General features: G+C 45.4%; 1 protein-coding gene. It reads right to left on the bottom strand.

Annotated features, from left to right (window positions below; genetic code table 11):
• Positions 1-243: 243 nt before the first annotated feature.
• Positions 244-2,463 (bottom strand): site-specific recombinase, encoded by a 2,220-nt coding sequence (locus tag QN379_RS23275; protein ID WP_416348564.1) that lies wholly within the window; start codon positions 2,461-2,463, stop codon positions 244-246.
• Positions 2,464-2,559: the final 96 nt, after the last annotated feature.

Below are 2,559 nucleotides of genomic sequence, written 5' to 3'. Positions count from 1 at the left end.
GCTACGGTGACACTTAAGTATCGTTTTTAACAACGTGAATGTACCGGAACTTATTCGTTTCGCTCCTAACTTATTTCTCTCTTATTTTACGGTTACATCAACAAATATTAAATTTGGTGTTGGTATTGACGTCAATTTTGTATGCCTTCTGCACTTTCATTCGGCTTCATGCCAACCGGTTCATCACCTGCTTATTGGCGTCGTTGGCGTAACTAGGGTAATCATCTTGTGGTATTTCACCGTTCACGCTACTGGTTTACTCTCACTATCTGGTGATTGATCTTTAGGTGGAATAAAAAAATCTATCGGACGCCGTAAAAAGCGTGAGAGGACCGCTTTGGTCAACGGCAAACCTTCGCGAAAATGTACCTGACGCGAACGTAAAGCGACAAATAAAGCGAGGGAAAAACTGACCCAAAGATTGATGGTCCCGATGGCCAAAATCCCCACTATTGAACGTACTGCTATTTGCCACCCCATCTGATTATCGAGACCGACCAACGCAATGGCGAAGTTTGCCGCGGAAAAGGTGATATGACGAATATCGATTGATAGGCCAATCATGAAACCAACAGTACCAATCGTGCCGAGTAAGATACCAAAATAAAAATTACCCATTAGGCCACCCAGATTGCTTTCGAGGTAATGCGCAACTTTGCTGAGCCGCGTCTTTCCTAATATTTTACGTAGCCAACGCGCTCGTTCTAAGCGCTTTGCCATATGCGTATAAAGCGCACGATTATCGTAATAGCCAGAAATTAAACCAGCCATGAAAAGACAGACTCCGGCGATGGCAGCGTGAAAAAGCGCCAGACTATGCAATGGATCTAAGTCATGAAGCAAATGTTGCGCCTTATCCGGCGTAACAAGATGGTGACCAAATAAGTGCACCCAGCCCACACTAATAAGATAAGCAACGGGAAAAACCATCAATAAATTGCCCGTAACGGCAATAAACTGAGTGCGAAAAACTTTGACAATCAGATCGACCAGACTATCAATATCGATATGACGACTATCCGTGCTGTGCAAGCCAGCCGCTATACGGGACGCGGTCATGGCTGGTTGCTTGGTGGCGACGGTAAAGTGTAGTACATGAATCAGCATAAACCCGGCCGAGTAATTCATGCTGAACAAAAAAGCTTCTACAAGAGGTGCTGCACGGAGATATGAATAGAGAATTTTCATCATCGCCATAAATCCGATGATCAGTCCGGCGCCTGCAGCTGAGCGGAACATCGCACTAAACTCACTTCGATCTTCTGCGATGTAATGTTCGCCAGTCCTACTCGCGTTTTCGGTAATATTTCGCGCCAACAAATTAATATTGCTCGCAAACAGTTCACGCACCGCGTATTTACGGTTATGCGCCTCGACCAACTCCCTTGCCAAATCTACCGCTGCAATCCGCTTCACCGTTTGAGCTGGCGTTACTAATAATTCGGTTGGGATATGTGCCATTAATGCGCCATCATGATGGGCAGGGGATACGATTTTTCTCAATATTTCTCGTTGAGGGAGCGACAAAAAATCTCCCATGTCTATGTCGACGACCTCAACCAAGATTAATAATTTTCGCAAACGGGCGATACTTTGATCGAGACGCACCAACAAATAAGTAAGAGCTACGCTAGTGCCTTTTTTTAGGGCGTTCTTGCGAATCTTGACCACCACGTCGTCGCATTGATCTAGCATGACCTGGAGGTGCTTAGCATCCTCAATCAGCCTTGGTATGGTTATTGTTTCGCTTAGAGTGTTTTCGTTTGGGTTGCTCTGAATGGCGCTTAGGTAAGGATTGTGAGCTTGATCAAGGCAATTAATGATTGCGACTTCGCCATTCAGGAGACTGCGGTAACCGGCCAAGTAGCGGTGTAATTCGACGTTTTGCATCAAAAATGGCGATTCGAAATCTTCCATTTCAGGATACAGACGAATTAAAGACGGCTCCAATCCCATCGCGCTGATTCGGTAAGACAGGGTTTGCGTTGCATCAAGCAACTCAGCGATAGTATTGATACCACCGAGAGTGTCGCTGGCATGCACTTTGTTGATGATCGCTGTGGCAGGACTGAGGATTGTTTTGTTATCGATAGTGTTATCAATATTATTGCTATCGATAACTTGTGCCGTCGCAATTGTGTTGCTATTAACCGCGGCTTCATTGTTTGATGGGTGCAACACCGCTATCAGGCTTAACCATGTGTCAGTTGAAATAGCGTTTAGCCATACGTAATCGGTTTCAAAAGGCAGTACCCGATCCAGGCAGTCGCGTAAGTAAGTTTCATCCAGTGCCGGAGGCAATATCCGATACGCCATACGCTGAAATAACTCAGTAAAAAAACCGGCGTTAGGGAGGATGCCTATGTCGGTATATAAACTAGTTTGGCGACGAGTAGCGTAGACGCGCAGTAAATAATGGCGTAAAGCGTGCGAATAGCGTGGATTTTGTTGAAGAGTATCAATTAGCGTCTGAACGTTAGTTACAGGGCGGTTTCAAATACCAAGCGCAACACTGGGTTAATTAACAGTGTCAGTCGGATGTTGTAGCAACGCGATGTG

Source organism: Glaciimonas sp. Gout2, from assembly GCF_035018905.1.
Lineage (GTDB): Bacteria > Pseudomonadota > Gammaproteobacteria > Burkholderiales > Burkholderiaceae_D > Glaciimonas.
This window is presented reverse-complemented; position numbering and strand designations above follow the sequence as displayed.